This window comes from Hyalangium sp., assembly GCF_035629615.1.
Lineage (GTDB): Bacteria > Myxococcota > Myxococcia > Myxococcales > Myxococcaceae > Hyalangium.
This window is the reverse complement of record NZ_DASPHO010000057.1, coordinates 1-14,026: the sequence shown is the minus strand read 5'-3', so window position 1 is coordinate 14,026 and position 14,026 is coordinate 1. Positions and strand designations below refer to the sequence as shown.

The following is a 14,026-nucleotide window of genomic DNA, read 5'->3' as shown; positions in this document are numbered from 1 at the left end:
TACGTGATGTGGCGGCTCGCTCCGAAGCCCGGCCTGGTCGTGTCCGTCAAGTCCAACCCCGGCCAGCACACCAGCACAGCCTGCGGGAACCAGGGATACGCCACCGTGCGTCCGCACCGGAGGAAGCCCGTGCCGCCCATTGCACCGGGCGTCTCCCACGTGCTCCGAGCGGAGCTCGAAGGACAGAGACTGCGGGTCCGCGTGGATGGAACCCTCGTCTGGGAGGGCGAGCTCCCTCCCGAGGCGCTGGCCTTCCAGGGGCCCATCGGGCTGCGCACGGACAACGGCCGCTTCGAGCTGGAGCTGTTTGCCCGCCTGCCCTGAGGGCCTCCCCTGGATCAGGACTCGGGCCGAACCTCCGGGGAGGCTGCCAGCCTGTCCCGCTCGCTCTCCCGCTTGCGCTCCGAGTCCTGCAGGCACTCGGCCTGGATGGAGGCCCCGTTCATCGGGCACTGCCCTCCGTCGTGCAGATCGAACTGCCAGCGGTGCCTCGGGCACACCAGGTACCGTCCGTCCTCCACCCACGCCTCGGCCAGATCCGCGCCTTGGTGCGGGCAGTAGCGCAGGACGGAGTAGCGCTTGTCCCCTGCAACCACCGTGGTGCGCTCGCGCCGCGACTCCATGGCCCGCACGGCCTCGCAGAACTCGCGGATGTCATCGATCTCCAGGCCCAGGAAGCCGTGGAGGATCGGATCGTACACATCCGGGTTCCGGCTCATCCGGTGCCGCAAGGACAGCAGGAAGTCCTCCCAGGTCAGCTTGCGCTCCAGGACCCGCGCGATGCTCACGGCGCTCACCGCCATCGTGTACCGTCGGGAGTCCCGGATCGCCGGGACGACCTCCACCCTCCGCTCCTGGAAGTCCACGCGCAGCAGCCGCCCTGGCGCCTCCTTGATCATCACGTACAGCGGCATCTCCACCCGCTTGTGCACCTCCAGCAGGTCCAGCTTGCGCCGCAGCTCCACCCTCAGCAGCTCATGGATCTCATCCACCTCGGCGCGCAGGATGTTGCGCCGTCGCGCTCGATAGAAGTGCGCCTGGTCCGCCGCGTACGCACGCAGGTAGGACTCCAGGTTCTCGTCGGTGATGCGCTCGGACACCCCGTGGACCTGCTCCAGGCCGGTCACGTCGAGCACATCCCCAGGCATCGGCTCGATGTAGCGCGTCGAGGCCCCCGGCAGCCGCCGGTGGAGGAACTCGAACAGCTGGGGAGCCCGGGGGAAGATGCCTTCTTTCTCCAGGTTCAGGTGGAACAGCTCCGGCTCCAGGAAGCAGGCGGGCCCAGCGGACGCCAGGTAGGCCTGCGGCTTCACCGTGTCGATCGCCCGCGCCACGGCCTCGAACTTGCTGTCGCGCTTCTGGAGCGAGATCGCCTCGTACACCTCGCGCGGGTACTCGTAGCAGACGGGGTGCCAGATGGCGCCCGAGAACTGGGCGGTGAAGACGTCGATGGGCCCCTCCTCCGCCGCGATGCTCGCCAGCCGATCGTGGAGCTTGCAGTCATTGAGGTTGAGGAAGCTCTGCCCATCCCCTCGCACCAGCAGGCTCGAGTCACGGTTCGTCCCGGACTCCATCAGGAAGAGCTTCAGGTACCCGCCACCCGGCAGCGGGATCTCCTGCCGATCCCTGCAGGAGATCACCCGCTGGCACCCGTAGGCCTGGAACACCTCGAGCAGCTCCACCCGCTGGAAGCGTGGGATGAGCACGGTGAAGTCCCGCCGCTGGATCGTGTCCAGGAACTCCGGATCGAAGTGATCCTTGTGCTCATGGCTCACGTACAGGAAGCGCTGCTTGGGGGACGTCTCCAGCAGCTCGCGCACCCGCGGCGCCATGTGGTGGTTTCTTGGAAACTGCATCCACGCCGAGTCAAAGGCACCCCTGGGAGACAGCCAGGGATCCATGACCACCAGGGCGCCGGCGGTCTCCACGATGAAGCCCGCGTGGCCAATGAACGTGATCTGCATGTGCCTGTTCCCCCGGAGTTCCCGAGCAGCAGTGCCCTGCCGCTCTGGGATGACCCATAGGCTGCGCGAAAGTTTCCGCAGCGGAGGAATGCTGCACTCCGGGACGAGTCACAACCACCGGTGCCTGGGTACGAGCCCGCGTTCAGCGGCCGTCACTCAGGTTCGATTTCTCGAATGCTCAGCCATTTGAAATCCACGTCACTGGCGTTGTCCCAGCGGAAGACGGCGATGGGCCCCCCCCAGGTGATGGGCATGGCGTCCGTGGCTCCGCCGCAGTGGGTGGCGTCCCCGCCCCAGCCGCCGGCGTCCACCATGTCGTAGATCTTCTGCCAGGTGACCTTGTCCGCGCTGTCGTTGAGGTACAGCTCGAGTCGCACGGCCTCCCTGCCATTCACCTGCGTGTTGCGCATGACGGCCTTGAAGCCGACCCAGCGGCCCTCCAGCGAGCGGGTAGCGGGCTTGTACGAGGCCTGCTCGTAGCTGACGTGCCACGTCTCCTTCTGCCAGCGCGTGCGCCCGTCATAGTGCAGCGCGCCCTTGTACGAGGAGCCCTCGCACGCCAGCGAGTCGGTGTGCCGGCCGCCGCGCGCGTACCAGTCGAAGTTGTCGCCCATGTCCGAGGCGGCGTTGAGCTTCACGAAGCCGGTCATCTCCACGTTCTTCCAGTCGTTGGCAGCCTGCATGTAGCCGCGGCCGGCCAGCACGTCCCGGTCGTACGTGGGGATCTTCCCCGAGTCATAGCCGGTGGAGGTGAAGACGGACAGGCGCACCTGGTTGGACTGGATCTTCCAGGAGCCATCCGCGTTGCGGGTGAGGGCGGACTTCGGATCGAAGCGCGGGTCCCGCGTCGCGTCGGCCGCCAGGGACCAGGCCTCACCGCCCGCCTTGGTGGGGTGGAGCATCGTCACCCCAAACACGTCCACTCCGAGATCCGCAGGCGGGGGTTCGGGCGTGGGCTCGGGGGTTGGCGTGGGCTCGGGAGCTGGCACAGGAGTGGGATCAGGGCTCGTCCCCGAGACCGGCGGAGGAGGAGTGACGGGCTCTGGAGGCGCGGTGGGGTCCAGGCCGAGCTCCGGCACGGGAGCGCCAGGATCCAGCTGCTGCTCGGAGCCGCATCCAAACGCGGCCCACAGGAGCGAAGCGCAGAGCGCTGAAACAATGCGAAGCCTTCTCAAATGGGAGTCCTCTTCCTGAGTAGGGGAGGCGCGGTTCTGTCATCTCTCAGCCACCCGTAAAGCCTCGACCGCTCTGAAGAGGGGCCGGCCGAAAGGACGCCCACCACCCCCGAGTCATCGGTTTTTACGATGCTTTACGGACAGAATTACTATTTGCCTAAGAATGGCCCGCTCTCTATTTCCAAAGGGATGGACCTTCAAACTGTCGGCAGCCCTGCCCTCTGGGCGGGCTTCATCGCCTTTGTCCTCGCGATGCTCGCGCTGGATCTGGGCGTCTTCCACCGCAGCGCTCACGTGGTGAAGTTCAAGGAGGCGCTGACGTGGAGCGCCGTCTGGGTGGGGCTCGCGCTGCTGTTCAACGCGGGCCTCTGGTGGAAGTTCGGCGCCGAGCCGGGCGTGCAGTTCCTCACCGGCTACCTGATCGAGAAGTCGCTCTCCATCGACAACATCTTCGTCTTCGTCATCGTCTTCTCGGCCCTGCGCATCCCCGCGCTCTACCAGCACCGGGTGCTCTTCTGGGGCATCCTGAGCGCGCTGGTGCTGCGCGCGGGGATGATCTTCACCGGGGTGGCCATGCTCCAGCGCTTCCACTGGCTCATCTACGTCTTCGGCGCGTTCCTCATCATCACGGGCATCAAGCTGTTCCTCAACCGCAACCAGGAGGAGCACCCGGAGAACGGCTGGGCCATGCGCTGGGCCCGCCGCACCATTCCCTCGACGAGCCGCTTTGACGGGCACCACTTCTTCACGAAGGAGCACGGCAGGAGGCTGGCCACCCCGCTCTTCATGGCGCTGATCCTCGTGGAGGTAACCGACGTCATCTTCGCGCTGGACTCCATCCCCGCCATCTTCGCCGTCACCCAGGATCCGTTCCTCGTCTTCACCTCCAACATCTTCGCGATCCTGGGCCTGCGCTCGCTCTTCTTCCTGGTGGCGGGCATGGTGGAGAAGTTCAGCTACCTGAAAGTCGGCCTGTCCGCGGTGCTCGTGTTCGTGGGGGCGAAGATGACGCTGGTGGACGTGGTGAAGGTGCCAGCCCTCGTCTCCCTGGCCGTCATCGCCGCGCTCATTGGGGGTTCCGTGGTGGCCTCGCTCCTCAAGGCGCGCTCCCTGCCGGCCACGAAAGAGCGGACGCCGAGCCCCACCGTCCCGGACGCGCCCTGAGCCGCCTCAGCGGGTGGTCTCGAGGAATCGGAGCCAGGCCTGGACGAGCTCCTCGAACTCCACCAGCGTCAGCTCCCGCGAGCGGCCCGGCACCGAGAACTCGCTCTCGATGACGGCGCGCCCCTTCGTGAGGTTGATGTTCCAGGCCTCCCCCTCGGCCATCCAGGACGAGTGGTTGCCCAGCCGCAGCGCACGGATGATGTCGAGCAGGCGGCGGCAGAGGCGCAAGTTGTCGCGCACCTCCTCGGCGAGATAGTCGGCGAGCACGTCGTCCGGCGGCTCCGCGAGGGCCGTGACATGCCCCGCCTGGTCCCATGTAAACCGTACGTTCGGCATCGGTCGCCCCCTGGTCCCACGCGCCAGTGTCGCATGGAGATCACTCGACTGGGGAGGGGCTGGGCCAGCGTCTGCCGCCCCGTGGATAGCCCCGCCGGGGCAAGTGATGGGTACCGAGCACTCGAGCCCGCAAAAGGAAAGGCCGTGAATCCTGGGGATGACTCCCGGACTCACGGCCTCTCTGCCAGTGGGCGCAGCAGGGTTTGAACCTGCGACCCCTGCCGTGTGAAGGCAGTGCTCTACCGCTGAGCTATACGCCCGTGGGGTCGTACAACGGGGGGGGTAAATGCCATCCGCCCCCCTCACGTGTCAACGCTATTCAACGCCGTCCCCCCGCCTTTCCATTCCGGCGGGAGCCCTCCCTAGTCCTTGTGAAGCGTGCCGAGCTTCTCGTCCAGCTCGCGCAGGCGGCGCTTGAGGTTGGAGAGCTTCTTGCCCACCGCCTTGAAGTCGCTCTTGGGGGCGAAGTTGAGGGCCCGCAGCAGCCCCTCCTGCCCCTTGTCGAGCGCCTGCTTGCCCCGCTGCACCGTCCCAATGGCGTTGGCGACCTGCATGGCGCGCTTCTCGTCCGCCATGAGCCGCTCCATCGCCTTGGCCGTGACGCCCAGGGCGCGCTTCTTCAGCTCCTTGCCAAAACCCATCCGAGGATGCCTCCACGACCCTTCACCGGTCGTCGATGAACTCCGTCTTCAGCTGCGCGAAGACGCGGTCCGCGATCCCTTTGTACCGCATCCGCTCGATCAGCGGCTGCAGATCCCCCTTCACCCAGATGCGGCGCTTGAGCACCGCCTCCACCGGATCCAGGGTCCCCGCCAGCAGCTCCTTCCAGACGGAGTAGGCCGCCCGAGCCACATAGGTGGGCTCGAACTCATCCAGGTCGTCCGGATCGTCCAGCACCCGCAGCTTCTCGATGCGGCCGTTCTTGGGGACGATGTGCACCACGAAGACCTGGGCCAGCTTGCCCGGCTCCGGCTCCACGATGGCCCCGAAGTCCCCCGTCCAGCCCTGGCCCGCCGCCGCCGCCTCGGGGTCCGAGTTGGTGAGCCGGACCGCCTCCTCGCACCACTCCTTGGAAGGGAACTTCGGCATCGTGTCTCCCGCTACCTGCGGCGGAACACCTTGGTGATGCTGGAGAAGAGGCCACCGCCCTCCTCGGGCTGCCGGGCCTCGGTGGGGGGCGGCTCCTTGGGGAGCGCCTCCTCGATGGCCCTCTTGAGCGCCTCGGGCGTGTCCCGGGTGGCCAGATCCACCTTCCGCATGGTGGAGCCCTCCTCCACCATCACCTGCAGGAGGCACTCCTCGGTCAGCCTGAAGTCGATCTTCCGACCCGCGAACGCGGCCGGCAGGCGCACCGTGCCCAGGTACTCGTTGTCCACGATCAGGTCGCTGTCACCCTGGTAGATGTCCAGCTCGATGAAGGACGAGCTTGCGTCCTTCGGTGCCGGCAGCCGGAAGCTCTTCACCAGCGGGATGAGCGTGTTCTTGTCGATGATGCGCTTGACCCGGTTGTTCGGCAGCCCGTAGCCGATGGGCATGGACAGCGCGTCCAGCAGCGTCACCGAGTCGATGCTGCCCAGCGAGTCTGCCAGCAGCGCCGCGCCCAGCGCCACGCACTCGTCCGGGTGCACGCCCTTGCGCGGTGGCTTGCCGAAGTGCTCCTGGATCTTCTGCTGCACCAGCGGCATGCGGCTCTGGCCGCCCACCAGGATGATCTCGTCGATCTCCGAGCGCTTGATGCCCTTCTCCTCGAGCACCCGGTCACAGATCTCGAACGTCCGGTTCACCAGGTCGCCCGTGAGCGCGTTGAGCACATCCCGGGTGAGGGGGATGCGCAGATCCATGGGCTTGCCCTTGCGCTCCTCGATGAAGGGCAGATCCAGCAGCACGTTGAGGCGCAGGGTGAGATCGATCTTCGCGGCCTCGGCAGCGTTCTTGATGCGCTGCATGGCGATGGGGCTCTGCGTCAGATCGATCTTGTGCTCCTCGATGAACTTGTCGATGACGTAGTCGATGACCCGGTTGTCGAAGTCCACGCCGCCCAGGAAGGTGTCGCCGCCGGTGGCGAGCACCTCGAAGACATTGCCGGTGAGGTGGAGCACCGACACGTCGAAGGTGCCGCCGCCCAGATCGTAGACGAGGATCTTCTGATCCAGGCCCCGGTTGAAGCCGTAGGCCAGCGCGGCCGCGGTGGGCTCATTGACGATGCGCTTGACGTCAAAGCCCGCCAGGCGGCCCGCCTCCTTCACCGCGTGGCGCTGGTTGTCGTTGTAGTAGGCCGGGACGGAGATGACGGCCTCTTGGATGGGCCCGCCGAGGAACTGCTCGGCGATGGTCTTCAACTGCCCGAGGATCAGGCTGGCCACGTGCGGCAGGCTGTACGTCTTCCCACCGAGCGAGACGGCTGCGTCCCCTTCGGCGCCCTCGACAATGTCGTAGTTGAAGTAGCTCTTGAGCTCCTCCACCACCTTGGAGTGGTACTTGCGCCCGATGAGCCGCTTGGTGCCGTAGAGCGTGTTCTTCGGGTTGGTGACCATCTGGTCCTTGGCCACACCGCCGACCAGCAGGTCCCCCTTACCCGAGAGCGCGACAACGGACGGCAGGATCAGGTTGCCGCGGTCGGTGGGGACAATCTTCGGGATGCGGTTACGCACGGAAGCGACCAGCGTGTTGGTCGTGCCCAGGTCAATCCCGACGATGCGAGCTTTGTCCGCCATGAGAATCAAGAGGCGCTGGCAGATGAGACTCAGCGCCCGGTCCGACTCTGTATCACGTCGCGGCGCGGCATGCCCGTTTCTGGCCGCCCAGGCTAGCCCTCGGGATCCGGCTCGGGCGTTGGAGGGGCTGTCGTCCCGGGTAGGGCTCCACCCGCCAGCGCCTTCTCCCCCCCCAGCCGAGGGAGGGCCGGCGTCTCCATCGCCTCCAGGATGAGCCGGTCATACGGAGCGTCCTCCCCCACCGGCAGCTCCTCGATGAAGCGCGACTGGCGGAGAATGATCCGGGCCCCGTCCCGAGGGTTGGTCGTCAGCGGGTAGGTCAGCGCCAGCTCGTCCTTGGCCCGGGTGACGGCCACGTAGAAGAGGCGCCGCTCCTCCTCCTCCTCCTCCGGGTTGCGGATGGCCGTCACCAGGGGGAAGCGCCCCTCGACCAGCCAGATGACGAAGACGGCCTTCCACTCCAGCCCCTTGGCCTGGTGGATGGTGGAGAGCGTGAGGTACTCGTCCGGCTCCTCGCCGGAGATGGCGTCCTCGGCGGAGAACTCGGAGACCAGGGCGATCTCGGACAGGAAGCGCGGCAGATCCTCGAAGCGGCCGGCGTACTCGGCGAGCTGGCGGATGTCCTCCTCGCGGCGCTCCTCGGCGACGAACTCGGCCCGGAGGTACTCGCCATACCCCCCTGTCAGCACATCCTCGATGAGCTGCCCGGGCGTGCGGGAGGCCTCTGGCCGGTTGAGCCGGGCCATCAGCGCGGTGAAGCGGGTGAAGGCCGTGGAGGCCCGCTTGGGCACGTGGCGGCGGACATCCGCGTGGGCCAGCCGCTCCTGCACGGGCTGCTCGGGAGGGAGCGCGGCCAGAGCCGTCCACAGGGACTCCGCCGTGGCCTGCCCCACCCCGCTCACCAGCTTCACCACCCGCTTGAAGGCCAGCTCATCCCCAGGACTCTGGGAGAAGCGCAGGTGGGCCAGCACGTCCTTGATGTGGGCCTGCTCGAAGAAGCGCACCCCGGAGCGGACCCGGAAGGGGATGCCCCGCTTCGTCAGCTCGAGCTGCAGCTCCATGGAGTGGCTGTGCGCCCGGTAGAGCACCGCCATCTCCTCCAGGGGCAGCCCCTCATCGCGAAGCTCCAGCACACGCTGGGCGACGAACACCGCCTGCTCGTCCACGTCCTTGGTGGGCACCAGCACCGGCTTGGGGCCCATGGGGCGCTCGGCGGTGAGCTGCTTGGCGAACTGGCGCTGGTTGAACGCGATGGAGGCGTTGGCCAGCTGCAGGATCTCCGGCGTGGAGCGGTAGTTGCGCGTCAGCGGGTACACGCCGCAGCCCGGGTAGCGCTGCGGGAAGTCGATGATGTTGGTGAAGTCCGCGCCCCGGAAGCTGTAGATGGACTGGCAGTCGTCTCCCACCACCGTCAGGTTCCTGCGCTCCCCCGCCAGCAGATCCACCAGATCGCCCTGGAGGCGGTTGGTGTCCTGGTACTCGTCCACCAGGATGCACTGGAAGCGCTCGACGAGCTGCTCACGCACCGGCGGGTGCTCGGCCAGCAGCCGCTTGAGGTGCAGCAGCAGATCGTCGAAGTCCATCAGGTTCATCTGCTGCTTGCGCTGCTGGAAGCGCACCGCCACCGCCAGCACCTCCTCCGCCAGCGGGAGGAACTGGGGCCGATCCTCCACCAGCACCTGCGAGAGCGAGCGCTGGAGGTTGATGGCCGTGGACACCAGATCCTGCACCACCTCCGCCCGCGGGAAGCGCCGCTCGCGCGCGATCTTCCGCTCGGCGACGCAGGAGGCCATCAGATCCCGCGAGTCCTCGCGATCCAGCACCGTGAAGGACTGGGAGAACCCCAGGTTGTGCGCGAACTGGCGCAGCAGCGTGTGCGCCGCGTGGTGGAAGGTGCCGCCCAGCAGCTTGCGCACGTCCACGAAGCCGCCCGCCAGATCCTCCACCCGCCGCGTCATCTCCCGCGCGGCCTTGTTGGTGAAGGTGAGCAGGAGGATGCCCTCGGGGGGCACCCCGCGCTCCAGCAGCCGCGCCACCCGGAACGTCAGCGTACGCGTCTTGCCCGAGCCCGCGCCGGCGATCACCAGCACCGGCCCCTCCCCCGCCTCCACGGCCCGCAGCTGCTCGTCGTTCAAGAGCGCTGCGTAGTCGATCCGCAAGGCCGGCTTCGCGCCCTGCGGGACCTTCAGCGTGTAGGTGCGAGTGGCCATGAGCCCCCGGACTCTAACCCCCGCGCCAGGAGTGGGCAGGGAAAATCCGTTCAGTCCCCGCGCGCGGAGATCGCCGCGAGCCGGGCCGCCGCTACCGAGCGGACCTCCGGGGAGGGATCGCGATCCCTGGCCAGCTCCAGGAGCACCGGGGCCAGCTTCGGCAGCTTCGTCCCCACCCCCTCCAGCGCCGCCGTGCGCTCCTTCACCGCGTTGCTCAGGCGCTCGCGCACCTGCTGATTCCGGCACAGGCGCACGTCCGGGTTCCGCTCGCGCAGCAGCAGCTCCGCGTCCGCCAGCCGCGCCTCCGAGAGCTTCACCGCATCCGTGGCCGCTCGCTCGAAGCTGTTCAGATCCTCGGGGAACTCCGTGGCCTGCTTGCGAGCCTGGGCGATGGCCTCCACCGCGAAGCGCGCGTTCTCGGCCGCCGCGCACAGCTGCCGGGCGGACGCCAGCGGCACTCCTCCCTCGGGAGTGACTACCTCGTCACGCGCCACTCCGTGCGCCCATATCGCCAGCTGCCGCGCCGCCACCGCCGCGGAGAAGGGCTGGCGCCGCTCCTGGCGGATCCTCACCCAGCGGCGGAGCACCACCGGATCCGGGTGGGTGTTGTCGTAGGCCCGCTGGTACTCGGTGGACGCCAGCTCGAGCTGCCCCGTCAGATCCAGCAGCGCCGCGAGGGTGAGGTAGACCTCTGGGCTGCTCGCGCGCTCGCGCAGGCTCTCCAGCCGCACCGCCGCCTCGTACTCGGCCACCGAGCGCGGCAGGGCGCGCAGCACGTTCTGGAGGCTCTCCAGCGCGTACAGGCGGACCAGCGGGTTGCGCGCGGTGCGGAAGGCGTTGAGCAGCGGATCCAGGGCACGCACCGAGACGTGCTGCCCCAGCTCCTCCGCTGCCTGCCAGCGATCCAGCGGATCCGGCGCCCCGAGCGCCTGCTGCAGATCGCCGAGATCTCTCAAGTAGTGGCCCACGTGCGCGGCCTGGACCAGCGGCTCGCGCGTGGCCAGCGCCTCACGGGTCGCCTTCGCCCGGGCCAGCCGCGCCGGGAAGTCCTCGAGCTTCGGCCCCAGCGGATGCGTCTTCACCCGCGCCTCGGCCTCTTCCAAGAGCCCCGAGACGAGCAGGCCCTCCACCTCCACGTCCAGCAGCCGCGCTTTGACTTCCTCTCGGTGCTGGCCCGCCGGGAAGTCCCGCAGGTACGCGAAGAGCTTCGCCGAGCCCGAGGCCTTCGCCTGGGCGAAGGTCTGATCGTCCAGCCGCGCCTCCACCTCCTGCCGCCGCGGATCGTCCCCCGCCTCGCGCAGGAAGGCAGACAGCCGCTTCGAGTCCCCTGCCGTCACCAGCTCCTTGCGCTCGGCCTCCACGAGCAGCTGCCGGCCCTCGTCCCGGTGTGTCCCCTCGGGGTGATCGGCCAGGAACTGCCGCCACGCCGCCGCCGTGCCGGACTCCTTCGCGGCGTTGAAGCGCAGCCCCTCCAGCAGCGAGCCCGCCGCGCGGGCCTGCGGCGCCTCCGGATGGGCCTCCAGGAATCGCTTGTACGCCAGCACCGTGTGGAGCTTCTGGGCCTGCGTGAACTCCAGCTCCTCCACGCGGGCCTCGGCCGCCTCGGCCATGTCGTCCTTCGGGTACTCGCGCAGGAAGTCACGGTAGGCCTCCGCCGTGTCCGCGTCCTTGGCGCGCTGGTACGCCTGGGACGCACAACCCGTGAGAAAGAGGAGGACTGCGAGGGTAGGAAGCCTGGGCATCACCCCACCATTATCCCACCACTCCAGAATCCGAAAACCCAAGCTTCCACGCCCGGTTGCTCGGGTAGGTTTTTTGACGACACAACCTCCGCGCCGCACCATGTAGCACGTTGACTCACATGGAGGCCTCATGAGGAACATCGCGCTGCTGGCGGGGATGGTGTGGATGACGGGGTGCGCCACGGGGTCCGCGGGGGCTCCGCTGGGCGGGCAGGTGCTCTTCGACAGCTTCCGCTACCGGCCCGTGACGCCGGCGGCCATGCCTCGGGCCATCCCCGAGGTGGACGAGGAGCCCCAGGCCGCGATCGCCCAGGCCCCGAAGCGTGAGGCGCCCGCGCCCAAGGCCCCTTCTCGTGCGCCGCGCGCCGAGCCGAAGAAGCGCGCGCAGCCGGTGTCTCGCCCTCGCGTGTCCCGAGATGCGCGAGAGACGGTGCTCGCCACCGCGCGCACGCTGGTGGGCAAGGGCCAGGTGAGGGTGGGCAGCCGCGCGTATCCCAGTGACTGCACCGGGCTGGTGGAGGCCGTCTATGCGCAGGCCGGCATCTCGCTGCGAGGAACCTCCAAGCCGGGGGACAACGGCGTCACCGTGCTCTACCGGCATGCCCTCAACCACGGTCGTGTCTACAACGGAGGCCGGCCCGTGCCCGGGGATCTCGTCTTCTTCCGTGACACGTACGATCAGAACCGCGACGGCCGGCGCAACGATGGGCTCACCCATGTGGGCGTCGTGGATCAGGTGGACGCTGACGGCACCGTCACCGTCATCCACCGCGTGAATCGCGGCGTGGTGCGCTACCGGATGAACCTCTCCAAGCCCAAGGTCGCGAAGGATCCGAGCACCGGCAAGATCCTCAACGACACGCTGCGCGCACCGGGCCCGGGGAGGACCTTCGCCCTCACCGGGCAGCTCTTCGCCGCCTATGCCAGCGTGCTCCCCTCCTCCAAGCCCGTCGTCGTGGCTCGGCGGTAGGGCTCAGGCGCCCGCCGCGCGGAGCTTCCGCGCCTCGCCCGAGGAGCCTCGGCCCTTCAGCCGCCGCGCCACGAGGGAGGCGACGATCAGCTGGACCAGCCGGAGCTGGGAGCGATCGAGGCTGCTCAGGCGGCGCACCATCCGTCGGATCTCCGGCGTATCTCCCAGTCGCGGGACCTTGAGGGTCTCCCAGGCCTGCTTGACCGAGGTGCGGCCCACGGGGGCAAACCCCATCAGCTCATGCGGGCCGCTGTGGAGCGCGAGGCAGAGCCGGAACAGGGTCGGCACGCTCGGGAGCAGCTTCCCCCGCTCCATGCGCCCATAGACCTCCGTCACCGTGCCGATGGTATCGGCGACATCCGCCTGGGTGAGCCCGGAGCGGAGCCGGGCCATCCGTGCGGCCGTGCCGAGCGTGGCCCGGAGCCGCTGCTCCTGCCGCCGGACCTCCCGCTGTTGAGAGAGAGAGCGACGGCTGGCTCCGCGCTGAGAGGATCTTGAGACTGCCAGTGCTGTCGAAGTGCGTTTCATTTCACCTGCCTTGAGGACGTCCAAGGCAAGGTACGCAAAGCGACGAGAGAGGGCTGTACCACCAAAGGGGTACGGCTACCCGTGAGGTCCCTCTCCTGAGGTGACTCGCGGCTCGGTGAGCGTGCACGCCAGCTCGTGGAGATCCTTCTTGTTGAAAGGCTTCCTCAGCTCCGTCAGGGGCTGCTCTTCCCCGAGCTCTCGGCGGATCTGCTCCCAGGAATAGTCGGAGTAGGCCGAGCAGAGCACCACGGGCAGCGAGGGCGCCACCTGGCGCAGGCGCCGCAGCGTCTCGAAGCCGTTCCAGCCGGGTGGCATCCGGTAGTCCAGGAACACCAGCTCATAGGGTCGCCCCGAGGCCATGGCCTCCTGCACCTTGGCGAGCCCTTCCTGTCCCTGAAAGGCCGAGTCCAGCTCGAAGAGCTCGCTGGTGGATTTCCCCGTGGCAGGTGCCAAGCCAAAGAGCGTCGCTTCCAGCAGGGCCAGATCGTCCCACTCTCCCGTCGGCTTCGGGCAGAGGATCCGAGTGAAGTCCTTGTGGATCTCCTCTGCGTCGTCGATGACCAGGATTCGGCGTTTATGCATACGCTCGCTCGCGCTGCGGCTCCGGGTTGAAAGGCAGCTCCAGGGTGAACGTGGCTCCCCGGCCTGGTCCATCACTGTGGGCAGTCAGGCTCCCGCCCATCTCCTGCGCTGCCAGCGCGCTGGAGTGCAGGCCGAAGCCGTGTCCCTCCTCGCGGGTGGTGAAGCCGTATTGGAAGATGCGCGTGAGCATCTCCGGTGCAATCCCGACGCCGTTGTCTGTCACCTCGAGCCGGATGCGGCCGTCTGCAGGGGGCTTGAGGCTCACGGTCACGCGCCGCCCCGGCTCGGGCAGCGCATCCAAGGCATACTTGGCGTTGCTGATGAGGTTGACCAGGATCGTCAGGATCTTGTGCTTCTCGGTCAGCACGGGAGGCACCTCCGCCAGGTCCCGCTCCACCTGCACGGAGTGGCGGCTGAGCGCAGCGTGGTTGATGCGCAAGGCGTCGTCCACCAGCTCCGCCAGCTGAACGGGCTCGATCAGCTGCTGGGGCGCGCGGGCATAGCGCTGCTGCAGCTTGACGATGGCGCCAATGTGCTCGGTGTGCCGGCTGACCTCACCGAGCAGCTCCTGGATCTGCTGGCGCTCGGCCAGCAGGTGCTTGCTCAGCTTGCTCAGGAAGGGCAACGTGTTGCGCCCGCGC

The 14,026-nt window shown here is 68.0% G+C and carries 13 protein-coding genes, 1 tRNA gene and 1 pseudogene; 3 read left to right on the top strand and 12 right to left on the bottom strand.

All coding sequences use genetic code 11. The features are described from left to right. Positions 1-324 (top strand): annotated as a pseudogene (locus tag VD972_RS02715) (hypothetical protein); the annotation flags it as partial. A gap of 14 nt (positions 325-338) precedes the next feature. Here the strand turns inward: VD972_RS02715 and VD972_RS02710 are convergent. After that, positions 339-1,964 (bottom strand): Rieske 2Fe-2S domain-containing protein, encoded by a 1,626-nt coding sequence (locus VD972_RS02710; RefSeq protein WP_324980273.1) that lies wholly within the window; start codon positions 1,962-1,964, stop codon positions 339-341. 152 nt (positions 1,965-2,116) lie between these two features. Beyond that, entirely contained in the window at positions 2,117-3,043 is a 927-nt protein-coding gene (locus VD972_RS02705; protein ID WP_414653971.1) for a carbohydrate-binding protein, read from the bottom strand. A 285-nt stretch (positions 3,044-3,328) separates the two neighbouring features. On the opposite strand from VD972_RS02705, the gene VD972_RS02700 reads away from it, so the two are divergent. Continuing rightward, entirely contained in the window at positions 3,329-4,303 is a 975-nt protein-coding gene (locus tag VD972_RS02700; protein WP_324980267.1) for a TerC family protein, read from the top strand. Between the two features lie 6 nt (positions 4,304-4,309). On the opposite strand, the gene VD972_RS02695 is transcribed toward VD972_RS02700, so the two are convergent. The 7 genes from VD972_RS02695 to VD972_RS02665 form a co-directional block, all read right to left on the bottom strand. Continuing rightward, positions 4,310-4,639: a YacL family protein gene (locus VD972_RS02695; protein WP_324980264.1), complete on the bottom strand. Its 330-nt coding sequence runs from the start codon at positions 4,637-4,639 to the stop codon at positions 4,310-4,312. Between the two features lie 188 nt (positions 4,640-4,827). Beyond that, positions 4,828-4,899 (bottom strand) — tRNA-Val (locus tag VD972_RS02690). 102 nt (positions 4,900-5,001) lie between these two features. Continuing rightward, the gene (locus VD972_RS02685) at positions 5,002-5,280 is read right to left on the bottom strand and encodes a hypothetical protein (protein ID WP_324980262.1); all 279 of its coding nucleotides are present in this window, start codon (positions 5,278-5,280) and stop codon (positions 5,002-5,004) included. 22 nt (positions 5,281-5,302) lie between these two features. Then, entirely contained in the window at positions 5,303-5,728 is a 426-nt protein-coding gene (locus VD972_RS02680) for a hypothetical protein (protein ID WP_324980259.1), read from the bottom strand. Positions 5,729-5,739: 11 nt separating this feature from the next. Beyond that, entirely contained in the window at positions 5,740-7,353 is a 1,614-nt protein-coding gene (locus tag VD972_RS02675) for an Hsp70 family protein (RefSeq protein WP_324980256.1), read from the bottom strand. A gap of 92 nt (positions 7,354-7,445) precedes the next feature. After that, a complete protein-coding gene (locus tag VD972_RS02670; protein WP_324980253.1) occupies positions 7,446-9,563 on the bottom strand; it encodes an ATP-dependent helicase in 2,118 nt (705 codons plus the stop codon). A gap of 50 nt (positions 9,564-9,613) precedes the next feature. Further along, a complete protein-coding gene (locus VD972_RS02665) occupies positions 9,614-11,305 on the bottom strand; it encodes a HEAT repeat domain-containing protein (RefSeq protein WP_324980250.1) in 1,692 nt (563 codons plus the stop codon). A gap of 130 nt (positions 11,306-11,435) precedes the next feature. Between VD972_RS02665 and VD972_RS02660 the strand changes: the two genes are divergently transcribed. After that, entirely contained in the window at positions 11,436-12,275 is an 840-nt protein-coding gene (locus VD972_RS02660; protein ID WP_324980247.1) for a CHAP domain-containing protein, read from the top strand. A gap of 3 nt (positions 12,276-12,278) precedes the next feature. Here VD972_RS02660 and VD972_RS02655 read toward each other — a convergent pair whose 3' ends face one another. The 3 genes from VD972_RS02655 to VD972_RS02645 form a co-directional block, all read right to left on the bottom strand. Then, positions 12,279-12,803, bottom strand: coding sequence for a helix-turn-helix transcriptional regulator (locus tag VD972_RS02655; RefSeq protein ID WP_324980242.1), 525 nt, complete (start codon positions 12,801-12,803; stop codon positions 12,279-12,281). Between the two features lie 75 nt (positions 12,804-12,878). Then, the gene (locus VD972_RS02650; protein ID WP_324980239.1) at positions 12,879-13,385 is read right to left on the bottom strand and encodes a response regulator; all 507 of its coding nucleotides are present in this window, start codon (positions 13,383-13,385) and stop codon (positions 12,879-12,881) included. Next, the coding region (locus VD972_RS02645) for a sensor histidine kinase (RefSeq protein WP_324980236.1) at positions 13,378-14,026 on the bottom strand (649 nt) is incomplete at its 5' end. The genes VD972_RS02650 and VD972_RS02645, both read right to left, overlap by 8 nt.

Excerpts from the sequence above, each read along its gene's own strand:
- VD972_RS02710 (WP_324980273.1), bottom strand. The coding sequence starts at position 1,964 with ATGCAGATCACGTTCATTGGCCACGCGGGCTTCATCGTGGAGACCGCC.
- VD972_RS02700 (WP_324980267.1), top strand. The coding sequence starts at position 3,329 with ATGGACCTTCAAACTGTCGGCAGCCCTGCCCTCTGGGCGGGCTTCATC.
- VD972_RS02695 (WP_324980264.1), bottom strand. The coding sequence starts at position 4,639 with ATGCCGAACGTACGGTTTACATGGGACCAGGCGGGGCATGTCACGGCC.
- VD972_RS02685 (WP_324980262.1), bottom strand. The coding sequence starts at position 5,280 with ATGGGTTTTGGCAAGGAGCTGAAGAAGCGCGCCCTGGGCGTCACGGCC.
- VD972_RS02680 (WP_324980259.1), bottom strand. The coding sequence starts at position 5,728 with ATGCCGAAGTTCCCTTCCAAGGAGTGGTGCGAGGAGGCGGTCCGGCTC.
- VD972_RS02675 (WP_324980256.1), bottom strand. The coding sequence starts at position 7,353 with ATGGCGGACAAAGCTCGCATCGTCGGGATTGACCTGGGCACGACCAAC.
- VD972_RS02670 (WP_324980253.1), bottom strand. The coding sequence starts at position 9,563 with ATGGCCACTCGCACCTACACGCTGAAGGTCCCGCAGGGCGCGAAGCCG.
- VD972_RS02665 (WP_324980250.1), bottom strand. The coding sequence starts at position 11,305 with ATGCCCAGGCTTCCTACCCTCGCAGTCCTCCTCTTTCTCACGGGTTGT.
- VD972_RS02660 (WP_324980247.1), top strand. The coding sequence starts at position 11,436 with ATGAGGAACATCGCGCTGCTGGCGGGGATGGTGTGGATGACGGGGTGC.
- VD972_RS02655 (WP_324980242.1), bottom strand. The coding sequence starts at position 12,803 with ATGAAACGCACTTCGACAGCACTGGCAGTCTCAAGATCCTCTCAGCGC.
- VD972_RS02650 (WP_324980239.1), bottom strand. The coding sequence starts at position 13,385 with ATGCATAAACGCCGAATCCTGGTCATCGACGACGCAGAGGAGATCCAC.